Raw genomic sequence first — 25,344 nt, forward strand, 5'->3', positions numbered from 1 at the left:
TGGGTCGATAACGGAACAGGTACTGACCGGATCTGACGGTCTCGCAGGGCATTGCGGACCGGGGGGCAGCGCGCTCGTGGGGAGGCGTCGTGGAGGACTACGCGGGGAGGGTGCTCGCCGACCGCTACCGCCTGCCCTTGCCGCCCGCGGACGAGTACGACCTCGTCGAGACCCGCGCCTTCGACACCTACAGCGGCCAGGAGGTGCTGATCCGGCAACTCCCGTTGCCGGAGGTCGTCGAGGCGGAGGTGCTCGACGCCGCCGACGGCACGGCTGCGGGGCGCGCCCGGTCCACGGGGTCCGCGGGGTCCGGCGCGCAGCGGCGCGGGACGCCCGGCCGGGCCACCCGGCGGCCCGGTGATCCGGCCGTACGGCGGGCCGTCGAGGCGGCCCAGGCCGCGGCGCAGATCCCGGACCACCCACGCCTGGACCAGGTCTTCGACGTGTTCACGGAGGCCGGCTCCCTGTGGATAGTGAGTGAGCTCGTGCCGGCCCGCCCGCTGGCCGCGCTGCTCGCCGAGGAGCCGCTGAGCCCGTACCGGGCGGCCGAGATCGCCTCGGACGTGCTGACCGCGCTGCGCGCCCTGCACGCGCACGGCTGGGTCCACCGCAACATCACCGCGCGTACGGTGCTCGTCTGCGACGACGGCCGCGTCGTCCTGACGGGCCTGGCGGCCGGCGCCGCCGAAGAGGCCCTGTGCGGGTACGCGCCGGTACCCGTGGCGGACGACGACGAAGAAGAGGACGCACCGGAGTTCGCGGAGGTGCCGGAAGCCCCGGGAGCCCCCGAGCCCGGGCCGGGCGTCGAGCCCGGATTGCCGTACGGCACGCGGCCCTACGGCACGGACCCGTCCGGCGCCTCCACGGCGGACCCGCGCGCCGTACGGGCCGGGGCCATCGCCGCCTACCGCGCCGGGGCACGCGCCGCGAGCCGCGCCCACGAGGCCGGCGCCGCCGCGCTGCCCCCCGGCGGCACGCTGCCCCCCGGCTACGAGCGCCACCAGGTCCACCAGGTCCAGGGCGCGCTGTACGACGAGGACCACGAAGACCACGAAGACTTCGAGGACCTCGACAACCTTGACGACCACGGCGGCGAGGCGCCGCGCGCCCTGCTGACCGGCACCTGGCACGACGGCCCGGGCTCCACCGGCCCGGTACCGTCCGGTGGCGGCCACGTGCCCGTGCCCCGGCCCTCGTGGGAGCCCGAGCCCGCCTCCGCGCCCGCCGGCCGCTGGGACGACGTCGTCGCGGACACCCGCCCGGCCGCCCCCTACCGAGGCCCGGCCACGCCCCTCGCCGCCGAGCGCGCCCGCCAGGCGAGGATCGCCGTCGTCGGAGCCGTGACGGAGCGGTGGGCGCCGGAGCAGGCCGGTCCCGTCCACGGGACCTGGCAGCTGGCCCCGCCCATCGGCCCCGCCACCGACCTGTGGGCGCTCGGGGCGCTGCTTTACCGCGCGGTCCAGGGGCATGCCCCGTACCCCGAGGAGAACGCCGCCGAGCTGGTGCAGCTCGTGTGCGCGGAGCCGCCCGCGTACGCGGAGGAGTGCGGTCCGCTGCGCCCGGTCGTCGAGTCGCTGCTGCGCCAGGACCCCACCGAGCGCCCCGACTTCGAGGAGCTGCGCGGCTGGCTGCGGTCGCTCGTCCGCTCCGCGCCCGAGCCGGACGCGGGCGTCGGCGTCGTACCCATGCCGTCCGTACCGGCCGACAGCACGCGGCTGCCCGTCGTACGCCGTCGCGGTGAGCTCGTCCGCAAGCGCCGCGGCCGCCGCACGGGCACCGGCATTGGCGCCGTGGACCCGGCGGGCCCCGGTCGCCACCGTCACAAGAAGCCCAGGGCGGCGACCCGTGAACCGAGACCGGGGCGAGCCCCCAGGGAGCGGCAGGAGAGCGCCCGGCGCCCACGTGCGCTCGGCCGCATGCTCCTGCTGCTCATCCTGCTCGCGCTCGCGGCCGCCGTCGCGTACGCCGTGCTGTTCATGCCCAAGGCCGAGCCCCAGGAGCGGCAGCAGGGTGCGGCGCCCCGGCCCACCGCGCCCCAGCAGACCGGCCAGGACGGGCAGACCGGGCAGGACGGGCAGACCGGCCGGCCGACACCCACGCCCACCCCCACCACCCCCGCCCCGTCCCCCAACGCCGTGACCCCGACCACCCCCGCCCTCGCCGACGGCTACACGGTCCGTGAGGACCCCGAGGGGTTCCGGATCGGCGTCGACAAGGACTGGCGCCGCAGCCCCGTCAACGACGTCGGCCAAGTCCGCTACACGGGCGGCGACTACACCCTGATCGTCGTCCCCGGCCGCGACACCGTGCAGGCCAACGGCAGCGACCCGATGGAGTACCAGCGCACCAAGGAGCGCGAGCTCCAGCCCTGGCGGGACTCCTCCTGGGCCTCCGTCACCGGCATGCGCCGCGTCGACGTCGGGCGGCAGGTCATGGCGGAGGGCCAGTTCACCTGGCAGGACGTCAACAACCGCGAGGTGTACGTCCGCAACCTCGCCCTCATCGTCGGCGACCGCTACCACGTCATCCAGGTCATCGGCCCGGACGGCCAGCGCGACAAGGTCAACGAGATCTACGAACAGGCCGTCACCGCCTACCGCGCCACCCGCTGAGCCCCACCGGGGGGCAGCAGGACAGCAATACGGCACCAGCACGGGGGTCGTACGCATCACGGTGCGGTCTCCGTGGTGGCCCCGAGGTTCCCCGTCGCCCACCACCCTCCGTAACCTTGGCCTCCTGAGCAACGGGCGGGGGCAAGTGGAACACTCTGAGGAAACGGCCAAGGGTCTGGTACTGGCCGGGCGTTACAGATTGGCCGAATCCATCGGTCGCGGCGGCATGGGCAAGGTATGGCGGGCCCATGACGAGCTCCTCCACCGGACGGTCGCCGTCAAGGAACTGACGGCGGGCCGTTACGCGTCGGAGGCGGACCGGATCGTCCTCCACGCCCGTACGCAGAAGGAAGCGCGCGCCGCCGCCCGCATCAGCCACCCCGGCGTCGTCACCGTCCACGACGTACTGGAACACGACGACCGGCCCTGGATCGTGATGCAGTACGTCGACGGGCCGTCCCTCGCCGACGCGGCCAAGGAGGCCGAAAATCGCCGTATCGAGGCGTGCGAGGCGGCCCGCATCGGCAGGCACGTGGTGAGCGCGCTGCGTGCCGCGCACGCCGCAGGCGTACTCCACCGGGACGTCAAGCCCGGCAACGTCCTGCTGGCCCGCGACGGCCGCGTGCTGCTCACCGACTTCGGGATCGCCGCCATCGAGGGCGACGCGACCATCACCCGGACCGGGGAACTCGTCGGCTCCATCGACTACCTGGCGCCCGAGCGGGTACGGGGCGGCTCCCCCGGCCCGGCCTCCGACCTGTGGTCGCTGGGCGCCACGCTGTACGCGGCGGTCGAGGGCGCCTCACCCTTCCGCCGCTCGTCCCCCATCAGCACCATGCAGGCCGTCGTGACCGAGGAGCCGCCGCCCGCCGCGCACGCCGGGCCGCTCGCGCCCGTCATCACCGCGCTGCTGCGCAAGGACCCGGCGGACCGCCCGGACGCCGCCGAGACCGCACGCATGCTGCTGGAGGCCATGGAGGGCCGCACCCCGGCCGCCGCCCAGGCGTACGTGCCGACGCGGCGCGTCGACGAGGCGGACCGCGCCGCCGCGACGGAGGCGACGGAGGCTGTGGAGGACCGGCGCGACGCGCCCACCACGGTGGACGCGCGGCCGGGCGAGGAGGCCTCCGGGTCGGCCGGGTCAGCCGGATCCGCCGAGTCGGCCTCGGCCGCCACGGCCGCCAAGGACGGGGGTGCGGGGCGCCGCCTGCGTACGGCCGTCCTCGTCGTCGCCCTGGCCGCCGTCGTCGGCAGCGCCGCCGGCTTCGCCGTGACGCGGTACGGGGACGAGGGCGGCAGCCACCCCGAGCACGCCCTGCCGACGGCCGTCCCGGACGGCTGGGAACGCGTCAAGGATCCGGAAGGTTTCAGCCTTTTTGTGCCCGAGGGATGGGAGCGGCGCATGGAGGGGGACCAGATCGACTACACCCCTGACAACGGCCGCCACCTCATCCGGATCAGCAAGGACCCGGCGCCCGACTTCGAGACGCCGTGCCTGCACATGAGCGACATCGAGAAAAGCCTGCGGAAACGGCTGCCGCAGTATGCACGGAAGCAGCTGCAAACGAACACGTTCCGTGATCAACTGGAATCCTGTCTGTGGGAGTTCACCTGGGTGGAGACCAAGGACAACGCGGGGGAGCGACGCGCGATCGACCAGGTGTACTACACGGACGACGGAACCGAGTACGCGCTGTACATGTCGTCCCCGGCCGAGGACTGGGCGACCACTCGGGAGCAGTTCGACATCGTGCTGCGCGGCTGGCGTCCCGCCGAGGAGTGACCTCGGCACGAGCAGAGGGGATGTGCCGTGTCCGGACTGGGGCAGCAGCGGCGGATCGCCGATCGTTACCGGTTGGAGTCCCGGCTCGGCCGCGGCGGTATGGGGACGGTCTGGCGGGCGTACGACGAGCTCCTTGGCCGCCGGGTGGCCGTCAAGGAGATCCACGTCGACGCCGGCGCCACCCCCCACTCCTCGCTGCGCGAGGCGCGCGCCGTCGCCCGCGTACACCACCCGAACGTCATCTGCGTCCACGACGTGGTCGAGGAGGACGGCACCCCGTACATCGTGATGGAGCTCGTCGAGGGCCTCTCGCTCGCCGAACTGCTGGCGGTACGCGGCCCGGTCGACGCGCCGGAGGCGGCGCGCATCGGGCTCGCGCTGCTGGGCGCGCTGCGCGCCGCGCACGCGCTCGGGGTGCTGCACCGCGACCTCAAGCCCGCCAACGTCCTGCTGGAGGACGGCACCGGACGGGTCGTCCTCACCGACTTCGGCATCGCACACCTCGCGGGTGCGACGACGCTCACGGAGGCGGGGATGTTCGTCGGCTCGCCCGAGTACACCGCCCCGGAGCGGATGCAGGGCGCGCTGGCGGGACCGGAGACGGACCTGTGGTCGCTGGGCGCGCTGCTGTGCGCGGCGCTGACCGGCCAGTCGCCGTTCCACCGCGACTCGTTGGGCGGGGTGCTGCACGCGGTCGTGGAGGAGGAGGTCCGGCCACCGGCGGCGGCCGGACCGCTGATGCCGCTGGTACGCGGGCTGCTGGAGCGCGACCCGGAGCGCAGGATCGGCGCGGCGGAGGCGGAGCGGCTGCTGCGGGCGTACGCGGCGACGGGGACGACCCCGCTGTACGAGCCGCCGCCACGGGCCGGGCGGCCTCCGGAGCCCGGCCACGCCCGAGCGCGGGACGAGGCGGAGGACGGCAGCGAGCGGCCCCGGAGCAGGTGGTCGCACCGGTCACAGCGGTCGCAGCGGTCCCAGCGTGCGCGCGATGCCCAGCGGTCCCGAGGGACGGAGGGGCCCCCGGCCCGGGGAGCGGAGGGATCCGAGGGACCCGAGGGACCCGAGGGATCAGAGGGGCGTCAGCGGTCGGAACTGCTGCACTGGCCGCACCGGCCCTTCCGGCAGGCGCCGGGCGGCTCCGGCGGCTCGGGTCGCTCCGGTGGCTCCGGTGGCTCAGCCGTCGCACCGGGCTCCGGCGGCTCTCCGAGCACGCCCGGCACCAGCGCCTCGGACGCCTCACGCGACACCAGCCCCTCCAGCCCCTCCAGCGCCACAGAGGCCTCCGACGCCTCCGACGCCTCCGACGCCGCACCCGGACGTACCGGCTCCAGCGACCCCGCTGACGCAGCCCCCGCGCCTCCTTCCCCCGCCGGGAGCGCCACGACGGCCGCGACGACCCCCAGCGCCCCCACCATCCCCCCAGCCTCCGCCACCCCCTTCCCCCCACCCCACTCCGGCGTCACCCGCCCCACGCCCACCGCCTCCCGCACGGGCCCCCTCCGCACCCCCGTCGTCGCCGCCAGCGTGCTGGCCGCCGCCGCCGCGCTCGCCGGGGCGGGAGCGGCAGGCGTGCTCGTCCTGCGCGACGACCCCGGCGACACCGGCGGCGGCAGCGCCGGGCCGCCCGTGGCGACCGTCACCGCCCCGCCGCAGAGACCTCAGGACAGCCCCACTCCCGCGCCCTCCCCGGACCCGTCCCGCTCCACCCCCGTACCCGCCGGGTACCGCGCCGTCTCCGATCCCGAGGGCTTCTCCCTCGTCGTCCCGGAGGGATACCTCCGCAGTACCGACGGCCAGCGCGTCTACTACGTGTCCCCCGACCAGGCGTACCGGATCGGCATCCGGGTCCGCCGCCCCGTCGAGGGCGGCCCCTTGGCGGCGATGCGCCGCGCCGACGCCAACGGGCCGGCCGCCAACCCCGGTTACCGCGACGCCAAGGTCACCCCCACCACGCACAACGGCCTCTCCGCCGCCCTCCGCGAGTTCACCTGGAACGGTTTCGCGGACGGCCAGGGCCCCCGGCGTACGTACGACATCTGCTGGGACGAGGGCGGCCGCCTCTACAGCGTGTGGGTCTCGGCGCCGCTCACGCGCCTCGACGAGCTGAAGCGCCATTTCGACACGGTCCTGGATTCTTTCCGGGTACGGCACGCCTGACGAGTCCCTGACTCCCTGCGTCCCTGAGCCTCTGAGCCCCTGATCAGGGCTTATTTGCCAGTGATCACTGGCGCGGTGTGAGGGTCCCGCGAAAAGCTGTTACCGGCGGGTACCGCGCGCCCCGCATTCCGCATACCCTCGCCCCCATGACGGACACGACCGACACCACGGAGACGCGGGCCACCACCGCCCCCACCGCGACGAAGGGGCTCGGCACGAACCCCGTGGCCCCCGCCCCGGCGGGCGCCCGCACCGCCGCCGATGTGGTCACGCCCGAGGTGGTCGCCCAGCTCACGCGCGGCGTCGTCGGCTCCGGCCGCACCGCCAACCACACGCCGTTCACGGGTGAGAAGCTGGCCGACCTGCCGGAGTCCACCCCCGAGGACGTCGCCGAGGCGTTCGCGCGCGCCCGCGCCGCCCAGCCGGTCTGGGCCGCGACCCCGGTCCGCGCCCGCGCCGCCGTGCTGCTCCGCTTCCACGACCTGGTCCTCCAGCGCCAGGCCGAGGTCCTCGACCTGATCCAGCTGGAGACCGGCAAGGCGCGCCTGCACGCCCACGAGGAGGTCCTGGCCGTCGCCGTCGCGGCCCGCCACTACGGCCGCCGCGCGGGCGCGTACCTGAAGCCGAAGCGCCACACCGGAGTCGTACCGACGCTCACCAAGGTGACGGAGCTGCGTCAGCCGCGCGGGGTCGTCGGCCAGATCGCCCCCTGGAACTACCCCCTCGAACTCTCCGTCGGCGACGCGCTGCCCGCCTTCGTCGCCGGCAACGCGGTGGTCATGAAGCCCGACACCGAGACGGCGCTGACCGCCCTCTGGGCGCGGGACCTGCTCATCGAAGCCGGTCTCCCGGCCGAGGTCTTCCAGGTGGTGCTCGGGGACGGCCCGGTCGTCGGCCCGGAGGTCGTCAAGCACGCCGACTACGTCTCCTTCACCGGCTCCACCCGCACCGGCCGCGAGGTCGCGCAGGGCGCCGCCGCCCGGCTCGTCGGCGTCTCCCTCGAACTCGGCGGCAAGAACGCCATGCTGGTCCTCCATGACGCGGACGTGGAGAAGGCCGCCGCCGGCGCCGTCCGCGCCTGCTTCTCCTCCGCCGGCCAGCTGTGCATCTCCATCGAGCGCCTGTACGTCCACGCGTCCATCGCCGACGACTTCATCGAGCGCTTCGCCGCCCGTACGAAGGCGATGCGGCTCGGCAACTCCCTCGCGTACGGCGCCGACATGGGCTCCCTCGTCGGCGAGCGCCAGCTGGAGACGGTGACCCGGCACGTCGACGAGGCCGTCGCCAAGGGCGCCACGCTCATCGCGGGCGGCGTCGCCCGCCCCGACATCGGCCCGCTCTTCTACGAGCCGACCATCCTGGAGGGCGTCCAGGAACCGATGTCCGTCTGCGCCGAGGAGACCTTCGGCCCGGTCGTGTCGATCTACCGCTTCACGGACGAGGACGAGGTCGTCGAGCGGGCCAACGCCACCGCGTACGGCCTCAACGCGTCCGTCTGGACGAAGGACGGCCGCCGCGGCCACGCCGTCGCCGCCCGCCTGCGTACCGGCACGGTCAACATCAACGAGGGCTACGCCCCGGCGTACGGCAGCGTCCAGTCGCCCATGGGCGGCATGAAGGACTCGGGCCTCGGCCGCCGCCACGGCTCCGAGGGCATCCTCAAGTACACCGAGGCCCAGACGGTCGCGCAGCAGCGGCTGATGCCGCTGGCGCCGTCCTTCGGCATGGACGACGAGAAGTACGCGGCGTTCATGAGCCACAGCCTGCGACTGATGAAGGCGTTCCGCTTCCGCTAGAAGTCCCCTTTTCGGTACGAGGAGAGCCCATGCCCCAGGTCCCCCCTGCCCAGAATCAGGATGAACCGGCTGACGCGTACGACTACGACGTCATCGTCGTCGGCTCCGGCTTCGGCGGCTCGGTCTCGGCCCTCCGCCTCACGGAGAAGGGCTACCGGGTCGGCGTCCTGGAGGCGGGCCGCCGTTTCACGCCGGAGACCCTCCCCAAGAGCTCCTGGGACGTGAAGAACTACCTCTGGGCCCCGGCGCTCGGCCTCTTCGGGATCCAGCGCATCCATCTGCTCGGCAACGTCATGGTCCTGGCGGGTGCCGGTGTCGGCGGGGGCTCCCTCAACTACGCCAACACCCTCTACGTACCGCCCGCGCCCTTCTTCCAGGACAAGCAGTGGGCGTCCATCACGGACTGGCAGGCGGAGCTCGCCCCGTACTACGACCAGGCCAAGCGCATGCTGGGCGTACGGCTCAACCCGACGATGACGCCCTCGGACGTCCACCTCAAGGCGACGGCCGAGGCGATGGGGGTCGGCGACACCTTCCACCTGGCGCCGGTCGGCGTCTTCTTCGGAGACGGACGGGACGCCGACGGTACGGCGAAGACCACCCCCGGTTCGCAGGTGCCCGACCCCTACTTCGGCGGTGCGGGCCCCGCCCGGCGCGCCTGCACGGAGTGCGGCGCCTGCATGACCGGCTGCCGGCACGGCGCCAAGAACACCCTCACCGAGAACTACCTGCACCTGGCCGAGAAGGCCGGGGCGGTCATCCACCCCATGACCACGGTCACCGCCCTCACCGAGTCCGCCTCGGGCGACGGCTACCTGGTCTCGACCGTCCCCACGCACCGCCGCCGCAAGGCCGCCCCGCGCACGCTGCGCTGCCGGTACGTCGTCGTCGCGGCGGGCACGTACGGCACGCAGACCCTGCTGCACCGCATGAAGGACGAGGGGAAGCTGCCCCGCATCTCCAGCCGCCTCGGCGAGCTGACCCGTACGAACTCGGAGGCGCTGGTCGGCTCCCAGACCACGGACCGCCGCTACCGCAAGCGCCACGGCCACCGCCGCGCCGACTTCACGCGCGGCGTCGCGATCACGTCCTCCATCCACCCCGACGCCAACACCCACATCGAGCCGGTCCGCTACGGCAAGGGCTCCAACGCCATGGGGTCCCTCTCCATCCTCCAGGTGCCGTACTCCGACCACCGCGTCGCGGCCTGGCTCGGCAACGTCGCCCGCCACCCGCTGCTCGCGCTGCGCTCGTTCTCCAACCGCCGCTGGTCGGAGAAGACCATCATCGGCCTGGTCATGCAGTCGCTGGACAACTCCCTCACCACCTACCGCAAGCGCGACGGCATCGGGAAGGGCCTCCTCACCGCCCGCCAGGGCCACGGCGCCCCGAACCCCAAGCAGATCCCGGAGGGCACGCGCGCGGCCTCCCTCCTCGCCGAGGAGATCAACGGCTTCGCCGGCTCGAACATCGGCGAGCTCATGGGCACCCCGCTCACCGCGCACTTCCTGGGCGGCTGCGCGATCGGCGCGACGGCCGAGGACGGCGTCATCGACCCGTACCACCGCCTCTACGGCCACCCGGGCATCTCGGTCGTCGACGGCGCGGCCGTCTCCGCCAACCTGGGCGTGAACCCGTCCCTCACCATCACGGCCCAGGCCGAGCGCGCGATGTCCTTCTGGCCCAACAAGGGCGAGGAGGACCCCCGCCCCCACCAGGGCGCCGCCTACGCACGCCTCACCCCGGTCGAACCCAAGTCCCCCGCGGTCCCGGCGGACGCCTTCGCGGCTCTGAAGCTCCCGTTCCTCGGCATCCCCACGGTCCCGCCGAAGTCCTGAGCGTCCCCGGACACACGAGAGGCGCTGCACCCCCCTCCGAGTGCAGCGCCTCTTGTCTATGCGTGCTGGTTACGCGGTGGCGCCGCTGTTGCGACGACGCATCGCGAAGACGACACCGGCACCGGCGACGATGGTGATACCACCGGCGATACCGATCACCGGCAGCATCGACGACGAACCGGTCTCGGCGAGGTTGCCGGTGACGGGCAGCGGCTTGGCCTCACCCTGCGGCTTGGCGCCGCTCGGCTTGCCTTCCGGCTTCTGGCCGCTCGGCTTGGCGTCCTCCACATCGCCCGGCTTGCTGCCGGCGGCGACGACGGTGAACTTGTACTCGTCACCGTTGCCGTTGCAGGACGAGTCCTTGCCGGCGTAGATGGCGCTGCTGAAGGCGAACGAAGAACCGGCCGGAGCCTTGGCGTCGACACGGACGCGCAGCTCCATGTCGACCGTGGCGCCCTTCTCGATCTTGTCGATCACGCCGACGAAGCTGCCGGTCGAGACATAGTTGCCGTCCTCGTCCTCGTAGGACTCCTGGAACGAGTCGGTCCACTCGTCGGTCTCGGGGTCCTTGTACTGCAGCTCGGCCAGGCCGTCGTTCAGGGTCTCCGGGGTGTCGTCGCCGTACTCGGTGAACGTCTCGACATAGACGTTCTTGAGGTCGGCGTCCGAGGAGTTCTTCACCGTGAACTTGAAGTCGTGCCAGCCGGAGCCCGCCACGATCTTGTTGGGCAGACCGTTGACGCTGACCTCGAGGTTCTCGTCGAGGTTGAACTCGGTGCAGTCGTAGGGGGACCACTCGTCGCCGCTGCCCGGCTTGCCCGACGAGTCCTTGTCCTCGGCCGGCTTCTCGCCCTCGGCGGGCTTCTCGGCGGGCTTCTCGGCCGGCTTCTCGCCCTCGGCCGCGGGCTTCTCGCCCTCGGTGGCCGGCTTCTCGTCCTCAGCGGCCGGCTTCTCGGCCTCGGCGGCGGGCTTCTCGGCCTCGGTGGTGTCCGTGCTCTCCGGGGTCGTCGAGCCGGACGTGGTGCTGTCCTGGTTCGCGGTGTCCGGCGTCGTCGTGTCGGGCGTGGTGGTGCCCTGCTCACCGGCGCCGCCGGTAGAGGTCGTGCTGGTGGTGCCTTCCGTCGCGTACGCGGCCGGAGCCGCCAGGAAGGCGGCAGGGGCGATGACGGCGGTCGCGGCGGCGACCGCCATGGCGCGGCGAAGCTTCATTCAAGACCTCTGTGGTCTGGGCGTGCCGCATCACACGGCACGGAGTCTGGCGGGCCGCCTCCCGAGGTGGGGGTGTCACGGGTGTGGCCGTTGTTTCCGCATGCATGACCCGTGACTCGAGGGGATGGTTGTGCGCCAATTGACGAAAACCTTATGTGTCCTGCATCACTCGCATGGCCTAGCCTCCGGCCTTCGCCCGCCGGGCTCCGTGCCCGGACCCCTTGTCGGCGTTGATCTCGACGTACGGACGGGCTCACCGCCACGCAGCTCCTGCAGCACCGCGGCCCACCCCCCTTCTTAGGGGCCGCCGACGGCGAGCCGGAGGTGGATCACAGAACCGCGATCCCGTCGCCGCGGAGTGACCAGGTGCCCGCCCCTGAGCGCGGGCCCTCCCCGGCGGGACGGTTGAGCACGCCGAAGGCGTCGCGCGGAATACCGAACATCTTGAACTGCCCGTCCGCGCCACCGAAACCGCGACGGCGATCGCGCACCCGCGAAGGGCCTTCAGCGGGCCGACCTGCGGATTCTTCTCTTCGTCAGGGTCCACCACCCCTACCGGGCCCACCTCGCACGGAGGCGCAGCCCCACCAGGGAGTTTGCCCCTCAGCCAACCAGCTGGCTAGGCCTCGTGCTCCTCAACATCAACTGCGGCTGAGGGCTCTAGCGTGTTGGGAGACTTGCCGCACCTGCGCCGCAGGCAGATGCCGCACGTCCCAGAGCAGCGCTGCCGTGTCGGCAATCTCTCCCGGCAACCCGCGACTGGGCGGCACGTCCTGCATACCGGTCAAGGTTGCCAAAACAGAGACCCTGACGCCGAACACAGCCGCGAAGCCATTGAGGAGCTCACGGTCGAGTTCCTTGACGCCACGCCCCACTGCCCCGATGGTCGCAGCTGATAGATAGACATCGGACATCAGATACATGACCTTGGCTGCCGAGGACCACCCCAGATTGCGGAGAGCGAGCATCCGCACAAAGAGCGAACCGAAACATGGGGGGTACTGCTCATAAGAGTGTCGCTTCCTGGGCGATGCGGTCATCGGTCGCTCGGTCAGGGGTCGGGCGTAATCCCGCAGCTGCTGCCTGGAGGAAGCAGGCAAGGGGAGTGCATGCCGGACCAGTCGGGGGAGTTCGCGGCTGGCACCCTCATCGAAAGGCCATGCCTGGTCCGGAATGGAAAGGCCCGCGATGAGGAAAAGGTCGTGGCTTTGCATGCCGATCTGCTCTGCTAGCCGATGAAGGAACTTCTCGGTCGGGGGTTTACCCATGGAAGTCGGAGGAAGCTCCATGTCTTGGCTACGCGCAAGACGCGCCAGAAGAACGTCGGAGCCGGGGTACGTCGGAAATTCCATCGCCACCGTCGCATCAGAGGAGCACTTATTCAAGGTGTGTGCAACGTCCGCTGGGGGCAGCCTCCACGGGGATGCCCCCAGCGAACATCGCCGTTCAGTGGCCTGGTGGTCCAGCGTAGTAGTCCCAGGCGCTGTCGGAAAAGTCCCAACCGTGCCGTCGGAAGGCTCCGCGGGTGATATCCAGCAATGGAGTTAACCCCGGGCTGTCTGTCGGTTGGTAATGACCGGAGAAGTTGTCGACCCTGGAAATCACACCGTTTGCATCGACGTCGAAGGTGCCTGCCATGAGCACCCCTTTACGGTCACCCAAGGAGGTGTGCCCGGCATCCGGATTTAGGTCCCACATCGATTCGTTCTGCATGGCACGCAGTGAACCATCCCGGCGGACGACGAAGTGATACTCACCCGCACCTAGGGGCGACCCTGCCGAAATCCCTGCGTCTGCGGGAAGGGCTCCCTGGTCGGCGTGGTCGACGCCCTCGCGGAAGGGCTCCCAGACCTTATCCCCGCAGTTGTGAACCAGAACCGGCGCAGCCCCCACCAGCACGTAGTACGTGTGGATATCAGCCACTGTGAGGTTGTGAACCGTCGCCTGCTGCGTCCAGCGCTGCACAGCCGTGATTTGGACGCGCGTACCGGCGCTGGTGGTGAGCCACTGGCCTGACTTCAGGTCGGTGGCGTCGATCCATTCGCCCAGTTCGGGGACCCAGAAGGGGTGCCCGTCGGTGGCGGTAACGGTCGCCGACTTGTCGCCCTTCTCGCCGTCGATGTCGACGGTGACCTCGACCAGGTTCTTGGACCCCTTGCCGATGATGGTCGCGGAGACATCCTTGGCCGACGTCTCGCCGGTCTCGGGGTCCGTTGCTATGACCTTGTCGCCGGGCTTCAGGTCCTTGATGGCCTTTTTGCTGCCGTCGGCCATGAGGACGAGAGTCTCGGGCGTGAAGCTGTTGGCGGTACAGGCTTCACCGGCACCGCCATTTCCTCCGCCGCCTCCTCCCCCGCCGTCACCGCTGTCGGCCTTCTTTGCGGCTACCGCTGCCGCTTCGTCGGCCTTGGCCTTCTTCGCCGCTACGGCCGCATCCGCCTGTTTGGTCCACGCCGCCATGTCCTCCGTGTACTTGGCCATGGCGTCGGCGTCGGCATCGGCACGTCGGACGATGCCGACGGCCCACTGGACGTCGTCCTCCCACTTGCGGTAGGCGCTCCAGGCCTTGTCGAGGGCTTTGAGAACGCGTTTCGCGCTACCCGCCCACGGGACGGCGGCCTCGAGCGCAAGCATCGCGCAGGTGCCCACGTTCCCGCCGAGACAGGCGGTGATGTCGTCCCAGCCCGTGGCTCCCTTCAAGGCTTCTTTGGCCACCTGCAGTGCAACATCGGTCTTGCTCTGCTGCGTGAACGCGCGAGCGCGCTCGACGTCCTTCTTGCTGACGCTCGGCACTGGCTGGGAGGGAGCGGGCGGAACGCCAGCGTCAGCGTAAGCAGCGGACCTGGCTTTTTGCTGTCTGATCCATTCCTTGAAGTTGATCCACTCGCCAGACGGGTCGCTCAAGGTGATCGGACTGTTGAGTGCATACGCGTACGGGTTCATCGTCTGCGACTCGGCAAAGTCCATCTTCGGATCCACCGAGATGAACCGCCCCAACCCCGGGTCGTATTCGCGCGCCCCGAGATGAGTGAGCCCCGTGGACTCGTCGACCGTCCCGCCGACGAAACCCTTCTCGCCCGGCCAGATCGAGGGCTTCTCGCCCCGTGCCTCCCCGAAGGGTGTGAATTTCCGCCGCATGACCGCCTGGGTGGTGGCGTCCACTGAAGTGGTCGCCGTCCCGTTGCGGTCGCTGAGCAGGTACGACGTCGTGATCTTGCCGGCTTCGGCGACCTTCACCATGCCGGGTCCCGCCGGGTGGGCGAAATAGCGAGTGCCCTTGACGATGTTGCCGTCCTTGTCGAGCTTCACCTCGGTGCCCGGCAGGTAGAGCGTCGTTCCGGTGGGGTCGCGGCGTATGAGCCGGTTACCGCCCGCGTCGTAGACGTATGACGTCGTCTCGGCGCCCTGCGTCACGCTCTGCAAATGGCCCTCTACGTCCCAATCGAGGGTCTGAGTGTTCCCCTGGACGACGCGCTTCGTGGTGTTGCCGGCCGTGTCGTACGCGTAGAGATCCTCGCGCTCGCCCTGTGGCCCCTTGGTGTGCACCTTGGACAGGCGACTGGTGGTGCTGCCCCCAGTTTCGTACGTGTAGGTGCGGGTGACGTCCTTGGCAGTGTCGCCGGCGGTGTCGTGCTTGACCTCGGTCTTGCGGTTGCCGACCGCGTCAAAGGTGTACGACGTCCAGTACGGGCCCGGACCGCCCACCTTCGGCGCCGAGCCCGGTCCCGCGCTGCCGGGCTTGGCCGCGCAGTCGTCCGTCGCCGTCCAGGCGTCTGTCATGCGCCGCAGGTAGTCGTAGGCGAAGCACTGCGTGTCGGTCGTGGCTTGCGTCGGGTTGGCACCCTGCGCATCCGTGATCTTCAGGACGTTGCCGACGTCGTCGTAGGCCGTACGCACATCACTGATGCGTGCCGTGCTGGTCAGGCCGACTTCCTGGTCGTGCACCGACCGGGTCGACCGGCGGGTCTGCTCGTCGAACTCGTAGCTGGAGATCAACTGCTTGCCGGCCGGGCCAACCTTCGTACGGACCACGTCGCCCAGGGGCGTGTACTGCGTCTGCGCGACGAAGGTCTTGCCCGCGACCGACATCGTGTCGATCTGATCGAATCCGTTGTAGCCGAGACTCACCCGCTCGGAGGGCAGGCCGCCCGCCGCCGGATGCGTGACCGTCTGCGGGAGGCCGGTCGTCTTGCTGTAGGTGTTGATGTAGACGTAGTCGCCCGCCAGGTTCTTCTCGGACGCCGGAATGGTGACCTTGTTGCCCAGCGGCCGGTATTCGGTGTCGTAGCTGGTGACCGCCTGGGTGTAGGCGTTCCCGTCGACGTAGCGGGTCGACGCCACCGGCAGCCCGAGCGCGTCCGGGAGGGAGTCGTACGTCTGCTCCGTCAGCTTCGGCCCGCTGAGCGAGCCCTCGTGGGTGGCGGTGACGCGGCCGAGGGTGTCGTACGCGAAGGCGATCGTCTTCGCCGGGACGCGGCCGTCGGTGACGGTCAGCACGCGGTCGCCCTGGTCGTACGTCGTCTTCGACGTCCCCTTGTCGGGGTCGGTCGTCTCGTACGCGCGGCCTCGGATGTCGTACTTGTACGACCACCTGTTGCCCGCCTGATCGGTTACCGACTCCAGCAGCCCCCGCCGTTCGTACGTGTAGTCGATCTTGTCAAACGTTCCCGAAGGGCTGTCGCCCTTGAACTGCTGGAGCTGGGTCTTGCGGCCCTTCGCGTCGATCAGTGCCTTGGTCGGGATGTCGCCCTTGGGCGGGTCGACCGCCACCCAGTCGCCTCCGTACGACGTCGTCGTACGCCACGTCTCCGTACCGAGCTTCCGGGCGATCGTCGCGACCGGGCGCCCCATGCCGTCGTACTCCATGCGCGTGGACGCCGGCACCTTGTTGTCGTCCGAGATCCACAGACCGGCCGAGGGAGCCTGGTCGTTGAAGTGGGCCCCGTTCTCCTTCCAGATCAGCCCTCGGCTGTCGTAGAAGGTGTCCGTGATGACCCGGCCACCATCCAGCGCCGGTTGCTGCGTCTGGCGCAGACGCAGTGCGCCGTCGTAGATGTCGTAGCTGGTGCGGTAGGTGCCCCTCTCCAGCAGCTTCTTGGTGGTGATGACCACCGGAGCGTCCGGGGTCACGCTGTAGCCGAACTCGGCGTCCGGGATCGTCGTGGCCGGGTCGCGGTCCGGTGACCACACCTTGAGCAGGCGGCCGAGTGCGTCGTACTGCATCGTGGAGCGGCGCTTGTTCGCGTCCTCCTGCACCAGGGGCAGACCACGGCCGGCGTCCAGCTCCGTGGAGCTGGTGTGGCCGAGCGGATTCGTGGTCGTGATCTTCGTGACGACCGAGCCGGACGCAGGGCTGTAGGACGTCTTCGTGACGTTGCCGTACACGTCCGTCGCCGAGGTCGGGCGTCCGTACGCGTCGAAGGTCGTGGACCCGACCAGCGTGTAGACCGGCTGACCGTCCTTGTAACCCGACAGCGACTCGGCCTTGCTCACATTGCCGACGGTGTCGTAATGGACGAGCTTGTCCGACCCGACGTCCTGCGGACGCTGGATCGTCGTCGCGTCACATGCCTTGGTGAGGGACTCCACCCGCTTCTGGAGCGACAGCATCCACTTGGAGGTGTCCTCGACGTACTCGTAACGGACACACGTGTCGTCGTCCGACTTACCCGTGTCGCCGCGGTCGGTGGTGCTCAGCACCCTGCCCCGGGTGTCGTAGGTGTGCTCGACCGCCGTACGGCGCTGGCCGCGGCCGTCCGAAAGAACGGTGCGGGAGGCGACCTTCGTCGTGCCCTGCACCCACGCCTGCAGGGGCTGCGCACCTTCCTCGCCACGCTTGCGGGACGCCGTCGGGCCGTGGACCCATGGTGTGTAGAGCGTCGCCGACTCGAGTGCGCCGCCCTCGCCGTTGTAGTAGAGGGTTTCGCGCGTCTGTCCGGCGTACAGCTCGTGGTCGGCGACCTCGCCGCCCTCGCTGTCCTTCACCTTCGCCGACCGCCGGGTACTGCCGGCCAGCTTGTCGCCGTCCATGCCGCGGAAGTAGAGGTTCTCGACCATCGTGCGCTTGTCCGGCGCGACGCCCACCAAGGTCCGTACGCGCTCGTAGCCGCGCCACTGCGACCATGTGCGCGCCCGCTGGCTCAGGACCTCGGACTCGTCGTCGTAGGCCCAGGCCGGTGCGCCGAGGTAGACGTAATTGGTCTCCTTGGTCGGCGACGTGCCGTTCTTGTCCTCCTCGCGCACCTGGTCCACGCGGTGCTTGTGGAACCAGTCGGTGAAGTAGAGCTTCTTCATCCCGGTCGGGTCGGTGGGGTCGGGGACCTCGTTGATCACCGGGTAGCAGCGCAGCGTGTTCGTGTCGGGGGTGGCGGGGAGCTTCTTCGGCTCCACGGTGCTGCACTCCGGCGCGGCGTACTTCACCGCCAGCCTCGCACCGGTCTCCGTCTGGATCGTCTCCACACGCCAGCGCAGGAAGGGCGGGTTGCCATCGGTGTCGTTGTCCACGCGGTTGGGCAGCTGCTTGCCCTCGAAGACGACCGGGGGCATCGCGACAGGCGTGCCGTTCTTGCCCGTGTGCTGGATCTTCGCGAGCCACAGCGGGTAGTCCCCCGCCACCCCGCCGTCACCGGTGGACCTGAAGTCCTGGGTGAGGGTCCACGTGTCGACCGGCTCCGGCTTCCCGGCTTTGAGCACCCAGGTGTTGACGGCCGTCAGGCGCTTGCGGGAGAAGAAGGTCGGCGAGTAGCGGTCCTTGCACTCCTTGCCCCCCTCGCAGAGCATGTCGGCGGGCACATCGGGCCAGTTCCGAGTGGCCTCCCACTGCGCCTCCGAGGTCAGCTTGGCCTCGGCGCAGTCGAAGGTGCCGGTCGTAAGACAGCGCTCGGCCACGTCGAACGTGATCTGGGCCGGCGCCGCCGCGAAGAGGGCGTCGCTTCGCAGACCGTACGAGATGCGGGTCAGCCAGCCGCCCCGGTCGTAGCCGCGGGCGGTGGACTTGCCCAGTTCCGTGACGTTGGAGCCGTAGTGGTTGCGCTCCTTGGCGTACCAGTAGGTCATCGCGTTTCCGCGAAGGTCGACCACGTAGTCGAGGTTCCAGCGCCACGCCTGATCGCACACCGACTCGGCGTACGCCGTCTGGTGGCAGTCCTCGCCCGGGTGGTTGCCGTAGACCGGCACGGTCCACACGGAGTTCGTCTCGGAGCTGCCGGCCGCCCAGCCGTTCAGCCGGTTCACGCCGAAGTGGTACTGCACGCCCTGCATGTTCGTGACGCGCCAGTACTCCTTCTCCGTGTCGCCGTTGACGGCACCCTTGACCAGCTCGACTCGCGAGCCGTCGTCCGTCTGCGGCCGCCACTGCTTGGTCGCGTCGTCCAGGACAAGCTGGGTGGACGAGCCGTTGAGCGACATCGTCACCATCGGCGGGCCCTGGCACAGGTCTCCGGTGGGGTTCTTCGGGTTGTTGTGCCCGGAACCCTCCTTCCGGTCCTCCGAACAGGGCAGATACGTCCGCTCGATGAAGTTCGAGGCCAGGTCCCAGCCGTCCCCGACCCAGCTCGGCTGCTGGGAGGTCGCCGACGAACGGCCGTCCACGCTCGCGGAGGAGTAGCTCAGCTCCAGGGACGGGCCTGGGCCACCCAGTGACGCCGGGATCTCCATCGGGTACGACCATGAGAAGTCACCGGAGGAACCGCCGCCCTGCCAGGAGCCGGAGGGGCTCAACGACGTGGCGCGGTAGTCGCCGTTGGCGCCGCTCGCGCCTGCTGTGGCGGCGAGCACCATGGGGGCGGGTGCCGTCGGCGCGGCCTTGGCGCCGGACGGCTTGGTCCGAGAGGCCGTGGCCTCGGACGGCTTGGTCTGCGGCTGGATCGTCGCGGTGACGGTGCCCGCAGCCGCGTTGTTCGTCGTGGCGACCGGCGTACGCGTCTGACAAGCCGGCTTCTGCGGGGTCGTCAGAGCGCACGCGGGGAGCGCGACGAACGTCAGACGTGAACCCCAGTCGCCGCCGTAGGCGTTCCGGAATTTCCGGTAGTCCAGCTCCACGGCCAGCGGGCTCGTCGACGCGCCCGAGTCCGTCCGCCGCACCTGCAGAAGGACTCCGTCCACTCCCGCACGCTGTGCGGTCGCCCGGTCCTTGACCTCGACCGTGGCGCGCACCGGAGCGGTCGCCGCGGTGGGCTTGGCGACGGCGAGCCGTACGGGCGACGCACCGGCCTTCACCGCCGCTCCGGCTACGGAAGCGGCGAGGCGCGATTTCACGGGAGCCGTGGTCGACGGAAGTGTGACGTCGGCGGTGCCTGGTTTCGGCCAAACCACTGACGGCGCGGCCTTCCAGGTCCGCTCCGTGGACAGTTCCTTGACGGAAGCATTCTTGGCGGGCTTACCGGGAACATTTGTGAGTCTCTGCAGCCCGGGCAGAGAATTTTCCGGCGCTGCCACGGCGACCGGGATCGATGGCAGGCCGGTGACGAGGACGGTGGACGCGAGCACCGGGACTGCCCAGCGCGTGATCGGCCGAAAACGTATGCGCCTTCTTGCCTGTCCACTCTGTGAACGTGGTCTCAAAATCCCCCCTGCATTCGCGAAAAACACACAACGGCCGGAGAACGTATCACTCGCTCTCGGCTCCGTCAGGGCTTTTTAAAGACAAGCGAAATGGCGAAATCGCAAGGGGAGGCTCGATTCACTCGGATTCGGGACAAAGGGGCGTAATGGGGCGCCCATGGTGTTGCCTGAATCTCCTCGCACAGGCCCCCCTTCGCCTGATACAAACGGGATTTGCCGCAGGCGTGGTGCCACGTTGAGTGACTGCCGACCAGGGCTTCTCGGCCCCCTGCGGAGCGCTTCACGAGCTGGAAAGAAGGCAGTGAATGAACCAGGGGGGATTTTGAGAAAGCGAATATCAGTCGTCGCCATCGGGGCGATGTTCGCAGGGCTTGTCACCTTGCGGCCGGATATGGCTGTCGCCGAAGATGGCGATGTGCACGCCCGCGCCGATAGTGCGTCCGAGTCGAGCCTGACGGACAAGCGGAGGGCGGAAAGTGCGGCTGCCGAAAGGAAGGCGGCGAAGACCGGAAAGCGCGTCGAAATTATTTCGATGCGTACGGAAACCGATGAGACGTTCGCGAATCCGGACGGCACGTTCAGCGTGGACCGTGCCATTGTTCCGGTGCGGGTCCGGCAACAGGGCAAGCTGGTCCCCGCCGACCCGGCACTCACCGTCAAGAGGGACGGGCGTATTTCTCCCGGGGCCACCGCTCTGCAGGTTTCCTTCTCGGGTGGAGGGGACGGGACCTTCGCGACCATGAGGCAGGACGGCCGCGAGCTGTCCTTGTCCTGGCCCGGAACGTTGCCCAAGCCGTCGGTGAACGGAAACACCGCGACGTATGCGGAGGTGCTCCCCGGCGTCGACCTGACAGCCACGACGACCGTGGACTCGTTCTCGCACGCACTGGTCGTCAAGAACGCCAAGGCTGCCAAGAACCCGGCGCTGGCCTCGGTCAGCTTCGGCCTGAAGGGCGAGGGCCTGGACGTGAAGTCCAGTCCCGACGGAGGTCTCCGCGCCGTCACGCCCAACGGTGATGCCGCGTTCTCCGCGCCGAAGCCCCTCATGTGGGACTCGGCAGGGTCCGAGGCCGTCACGTCCTCGCCGACGGCGAAGCGCCCCCTCGCAGCGGTGCTCACCGGGGCGACGGAGGGATCGCGTCAGGCGCCGATGGGCATGAAGCTGACGAAGCACGCACTCACGCTGACGCCGGACAAGAAGCTCCTCAGTGACCCCGGAACCGTCTTCCCCGTCGTCATCGACCCGGCCTGGGGGAAGGACGCCTGGAAGAACGCCTGGTCGATCGCGTACAAGCACACCGGCTACCCAGGCACCGAGAACACGGTGTACTGGAACGGCGGCACCATCTCCGACTTCGCTCGCGTCGGCGTCGCCAACGACCCCAACGGCGGGACGGTGAGCGCGAACACGTACTTCCGCGTTGCCACGGGGGACGTCCGGGACAAGCAGATCATCAAGTCCACGCTGCGCATCAAGCAGACGCACGCGGGCTCGTGGTCGTGTAAATCCGGTGACATTCTTGTGAAGGATGTCGGGAAGGCTCTCCCTTCGAACATCACGTGGAACAACCAGCCCACGTGGCTCTCCACGGTCGACTCCTCCGGAGAGTCGTTCGGAGGTCGCAACTGCCCCGCCGACACGGCCGGGCTGGTCGAATTCGATGTCACCTCGGCCATCAGCAAGGCCGCCAAAGGCAAGTACCCCGCGTGGGCCTTCGCTCTGACGGCACGGAGTTCCACGGTCGATCATTCCTGGCGCAAGTTCGATCCCCACTCCGTACGTGTTTCGACGTACATGAACACTCTGCCGGTCAAGCCGAGCAACCTGTCCACGAACCCGTCGGTGCCCTGCACCGGCGGCACGTTCGGCATCACCGACTACGTCACTCTCCGTGCCAAGGTGGACGACGCGGAGGACAGCAACCTCACGGCCCAGTTCCAGTACGCGATGGTGGGCTCGACGGCTGCTCCCGTCCGTCCGGCCAAGGTCAACGCGAGCCGGGGCTCGGTCGCCTCGCTGCGCATTGATACGCGGAACCTGGCCAGCGGCACCTACTGGTGGAACGTGGTCGCCGGCGACGGCACGGCCAACAGCCCGGTGAGCGACACCTGTCGGTTCACGTTCGACAAGAACGCCCCCTCTGCGCTCCCCGGCGTGGACTCGAAGCAGTTCCCGGCCGAGACGGACGGCAACCCGGCGCGCACGAAGGGGGAGTTCTTCCTCACCAACGGCGGCGTCAACGACGTCACCCACTGGATGTGGTGGTCCGACTCCGACTCCAGGGAACGCTTCGTGTACGCCAAGGACTTCCCGGATCCGCTGAAGCCGCCGAAGATCGAGTACACGCCACTCAGCGCGGGACCGCAGTACCTGTACGTGCGCAGCGTCGACGCGGCCGGCAACCGCTCAGCCCTGCGCGCCTATCTCTTCATCGCGACGCGCGCGCCTGAGCGCGACAAGCCGGGCGACCTCAACGGCGACGGGACCGTCGACCTGTGGAGTGTCGACCCTGGCGGCGGCGCGCTGTGGACGCACCCGGGCCAGGGCAACGGAAAGTTCGGCCTCGGCCAGCAAGCCGACGACGAGTCGTTCGGCGAGGCGGTCATCGCCCACCGTGGCAGCTGGAACGAGGACTACTACGAGGACCTGGTGGCGCTCCGCCCCGGTGCCGAGGACCCCGCGCGCAAGGAACTGTGGACCTACAGCAACGAGGGCAACGGCCGGCTGGCCGGAACGGAGTTCGGACGCCGCGAACTCCAGGTGCTGTCCGTCGACGCCAACCACTGGCACGACGCCGACCAGATCCTGTCGGTCGGCAGCATGAACGACGACAACGGCGACGGCACGTTGACCGACGTCGACACTCCGGACCTGCTGGTCAAGTCGGGCGGTCAGCTGTGGCTGTACCTCGGCGCCCAGGGCAGCCCCTTCCTGGACGAGTTCTCCGAGCCCATTCCGCTCGGCAACGCCGACTGGCAGAACATGACCCTGCTGGGTCCCGGTGACCTCAACAAGGACGGGCTGCCGGAGCTGTGGGTCCGCGACACCAAGGCCGGCACGGTGCACCAGTACACCAGCCGGCTCAATCCCGTCGCCGGCGATCTCACCGTCGCGGATCTGACCGTCTACGGTGACGCGGCCGTCCGCGCCACGTCCATCGGGTCGGGCTTCACCTCCGCCGCGTACCCGCACCTGTCCACGGAGGGCGACTTCGAGGGGGACGGATTCGCGGACCTGTGGGCACGGGACGGCGTGGGCGCCTCGGTCGAGTTCCCGGGCAGGGCGCCGGTGAACCACTCCGCCTTCGGTGCGGCCCGCCCGCTCGTCACGGGCGGCACACCGTGGGGCACCTGTGAAGTCTTCGAGTCCACGGCCACCGGCAAGCGGTCCTTGTGCGGTCCGATCCTGGCGAAGTACAAGGCGCTCGGCGGGCCGGCCAAGTTCGGCTACCCGACCAGCGACGTCAAGACCGCCGGAGACGGCGTGGGCCGCTATGTCCACTTCCACCAGCCGGGGACGGCGACGGAGAACCGGTCCATCTTCTGGAGCCCGGACACCGGCGCCTGGTCGGTGCACGGCAGCATCTGGGTCAAGTGGAACGAGATGGGCCGCGACACCAGCGTCCTCGGCTACCCGACCTCGGACGAGCGTCCCACCAGCGACGGGGTCGGCCGTGTCACCACGTTCAGCAAGGGCGGCAGGACAGGCGCCATCTACTACGCCCAGGGCATCGGCGCCTTCTCGATCCACGGTTCCGTCTACACGAAGTACCTGGAGCTCGGGGCCACGGCCGCCCTGGGATACCCGACAACCGACGTACGGGCCACCAACCCCAAGGCCGGCTCCTTCCAGCGGTACCGCTTCCGGCACGAGACGGCAGACAGCTCGTCCATCTACTGGAGCAGCGCGACGGGCGCCTGGCCCGTGTCCGGTCAGATTCGGACGAAGTGGATTTCCCTGGAGTCGGAGAACAGCTGGCTCGGCTTCCCGACGTCCGATGAGTACGAGGTCACCGGCGGGACGCGGACGGACTTCGAGAGCGGTTACGTGCGGTGGAACCGGGCGAGTGACATCGCTACCGAACACAAGCCGAACGCGATGACCAGTGGTCTGCGCACGGAACTCGCGGGCGATGTCAACGGTGACGGCCGCAGCGACATGATCACCATCTACAACTATGGCGGCGCCACTACCGGGATTCACGTCCTACCCGCCACTCCCGCAGGTGGCTTTGGCCCGCCGAAGGAGGCATGGACAAGCGCGAAGGGCGGCTTCGACTACGCCCGGAGCAAGTGGGTCTCCGGCGACTTCAACGCCGATGGCCATGCCGACGTCGCCGCGTTCTACGGCTATGCCGATGGCTCCGTCGCGACATGGAGCTTCTTGGGCGAGTCCGATGGAACCTTCAAGCGCACTCTCAAGAGCACGGCCAATCCGAGTAGCTGGTCGTGGGGTGCCAGTCAGGTGCGAGGTGGCGACTTCAACGGGGACAAACGCGATGATCTCGCGATCCTCTACGACTACGGCAGTGGCACGTCTGGCCTTCACACGTTGGTTGCGAAGGCGGACGGTACCTTCAATGCTCCGCTCGCCAGCTGGAAGTCCGGAGCTGGGGGCTGGGATGCGACCAAGGCCGAGATGCTTGCGGGGGACTTCGACGGAGACGGCCGTGCTGAGCTGGTCGGGTTGTACCAGTACGAGAACGGTGCTGCGGCTCTGTGGCGTTTCAACACCTCGTCCACGGGTTCATTCACCAGCGGCGGCCGGGCGTGGGCCTCGGGAGCAGAGACCTGGAATGCTCCCGAACGGTTGACCAGCGGTGACTTCAACGGTGACAAGAGAACGGACATCGCAGCCCTCTACGGCAACCTCGTCAGCCTCCAGCTGGAGACCTTCACGGCCTCTCCGGAAGGCGGATTCAGCCCGCCCCGGGTCAACTGGAAGGCATCTCTTTGGAGCGAGAGGTGGAAACTTGGCTTTGCCGGTGACGTGATATCCGGCGATTTCAATGCCGACGGCGTGGAGGATGCTGCGATGATGTTCAGTGAAATCGGCGGAGCCAGCCGTGCCTACACCTTCATCGGTAAGAGCGACGGCGACTTCGACAGCCCCCAGCCCTCCTGGCACGCCGAACCCGGCACCTGGTAGTGGCAAGACGACAAGTCCCACCAAGTAAGTGACACACCAAGGCCCCGCGGTCATCCCCACCGCGGGGCCTTGGTCGTCGGCGTACACCATCTCGGCGTACAGCATCGGCGTACATACGGGGACCGGGACCGGGACCGGGACCGGGACTGCGGTCCGGACCGGATGCGGTCGGCTCCGGGCGTCCCCGGAGCCGACCGCCTTTTCGGGTGACCGGGCTGCTGTCCCCTGCCGTCCGGTC

9 protein-coding genes are annotated in these 25,344 nt (G+C 69.6%); 6 read left to right on the forward strand and 3 right to left on the reverse strand.

Annotated elements, in window-relative coordinates; translation table 11 throughout:
- The first annotated feature begins 89 nt into the window (after window positions 1–89).
- The 5 genes from ACIRNI_RS08825 to ACIRNI_RS08845 all read left to right on the forward strand — a co-directional run bounded on the left by ACIRNI_RS08825 (window position 90) and on the right by ACIRNI_RS08845 (window position 10,186).
- Window positions 90–2,612, forward strand: coding sequence for a protein kinase (locus tag ACIRNI_RS08825; protein ID WP_403549589.1), 2,523 nt, complete (start codon window positions 90–92; stop codon window positions 2,610–2,612).
- Window positions 2,613–2,757: 145 nt separating this feature from the next.
- Entirely contained in the window at window positions 2,758–4,395 is a 1,638-nt protein-coding gene (locus ACIRNI_RS08830; RefSeq protein WP_403549591.1) for a serine/threonine-protein kinase, read from the forward strand.
- Between the two features lie 27 nt (window positions 4,396–4,422).
- On the forward strand, window positions 4,423–6,552 hold the full coding sequence (locus ACIRNI_RS08835; protein WP_403549593.1) for a protein kinase: 2,130 nt from the start codon (window positions 4,423–4,425) through the stop codon (window positions 6,550–6,552).
- Between the two features lie 146 nt (window positions 6,553–6,698).
- Window positions 6,699–8,348: a succinic semialdehyde dehydrogenase gene (locus ACIRNI_RS08840; RefSeq protein WP_403549595.1), complete on the forward strand. Its 1,650-nt coding sequence runs from the start codon at window positions 6,699–6,701 to the stop codon at window positions 8,346–8,348.
- A gap of 29 nt (window positions 8,349–8,377) precedes the next feature.
- The gene (locus ACIRNI_RS08845) at window positions 8,378–10,186 is read left to right on the forward strand and encodes a GMC oxidoreductase (protein ID WP_403549597.1); all 1,809 of its coding nucleotides are present in this window, start codon (window positions 8,378–8,380) and stop codon (window positions 10,184–10,186) included.
- 69 nt (window positions 10,187–10,255) lie between these two features.
- Here the strand turns inward: ACIRNI_RS08845 and ACIRNI_RS08850 are convergent, their stop codons facing one another.
- The 3 genes from ACIRNI_RS08850 to ACIRNI_RS08860 all read right to left on the reverse strand — a co-directional run bounded on the left by ACIRNI_RS08850 (window position 10,256) and on the right by ACIRNI_RS08860 (window position 19,882).
- Window positions 10,256–11,395: an LAETG motif-containing sortase-dependent surface protein gene (locus ACIRNI_RS08850; RefSeq protein WP_403549599.1), complete on the reverse strand. Its 1,140-nt coding sequence runs from the start codon at window positions 11,393–11,395 to the stop codon at window positions 10,256–10,258.
- Between the two features lie 641 nt (window positions 11,396–12,036).
- A complete protein-coding gene (locus tag ACIRNI_RS08855; protein ID WP_403549601.1) occupies window positions 12,037–12,753 on the reverse strand; it encodes a hypothetical protein in 717 nt (238 codons plus the stop codon).
- Between the two features lie 88 nt (window positions 12,754–12,841).
- Complete coding sequence (locus tag ACIRNI_RS08860; protein WP_403549603.1) at window positions 12,842–19,882, reverse strand: polymorphic toxin-type HINT domain-containing protein; 7,041 nt, start codon at window positions 19,880–19,882, stop codon at window positions 12,842–12,844.
- Window positions 19,883–20,315: 433 nt separating this feature from the next.
- Between ACIRNI_RS08860 and ACIRNI_RS08865 the strand changes: the two genes are divergently transcribed.
- On the forward strand, window positions 20,316–25,106 hold the full coding sequence (locus ACIRNI_RS08865; RefSeq protein WP_403549605.1) for an FG-GAP-like repeat-containing protein: 4,791 nt from the start codon (window positions 20,316–20,318) through the stop codon (window positions 25,104–25,106).
- The last annotated feature ends 238 nt before the right edge of the window (window positions 25,107–25,344 follow it).

The sequence above is a fragment of the Streptomyces sp. NPDC093546 genome (assembly GCF_044765045.1).
GTDB lineage: Bacteria > Actinomycetota > Actinomycetes > Streptomycetales > Streptomycetaceae > Streptomyces.